This is a genomic window from Pseudomonas sp. Sample_14 (genome assembly GCF_004307515.1).
Classification (GTDB): Bacteria; Pseudomonadota; Gammaproteobacteria; order Pseudomonadales; family Pseudomonadaceae; genus Aquipseudomonas; species Aquipseudomonas atacamensis.
The window spans coordinates 1-653 of the sequence record NZ_RCOC01000036.1 but is presented as its reverse complement, the minus strand read 5'-3'; the positions used below and the strand labels follow the sequence as shown (position 1 = coordinate 653).

General features: G+C 58.3%; 1 protein-coding gene. It reads left to right on the top strand.

Features of this window, described 5'->3' with window-relative positions:
• The coding region (locus D8U61_RS07850; RefSeq protein WP_177433317.1) for a hemagglutinin repeat-containing protein at positions 1-653 on the top strand (653 nt) is incomplete at both ends.

Here is a 653-nt window from a genome sequence, read left to right as displayed (position 1 = left end):
ACAGGATGACCACACTGTTCAGAAAGCAGCTGAGTTCATCGCCGGCGGCGACGTAAAAACCAGTTCCGGCCGTGACACCACACTGGTCGCGAGCAAAATCAGCGCAGGCAATGAAGCCTACGTCTACGCCGGTAACGACCTCAATCTGCTGGCCGCGCAGAATAGGGACCACACGCTCTATGACATGAAGGAGAAGGGCGGTTTCGGCAACCTGAAACTCCAGCGCGACGAAGTCACCCAGGTCACCCACGTCGGCAGCGAAATCAAGACCGGCGGCAACCTGTCTCTGGTCAGCCTGGGCGACCAGCATTACCAGGTGGCCAAACTCGACAGCGGCAAGGACATCCTCCTCGACAGCGGCGGCGCCATCACCTTCGAAGGGGTGAAGGATCTGCATGACGAGAGCCATACCAAAACCAACAACAACACCGCATGGGTCTCGGCCAAGGGTCGCGGCAACACCGACGAAACCCTGCGCCAGACGCAGATGATCGCCAAGGGCAACATCGTCCTGAAAGCGGTCGATGGGCTGAAGATTGATATCAAGGATGTGAGTCAGGAGTCCGTCAGCCAGACCATTGATGCGATGGTCAAGGCTGATCCGCAACTGGCGTGGTTGAAGGATGCGGAGGCTCGGGGAGATGTTGATTGGC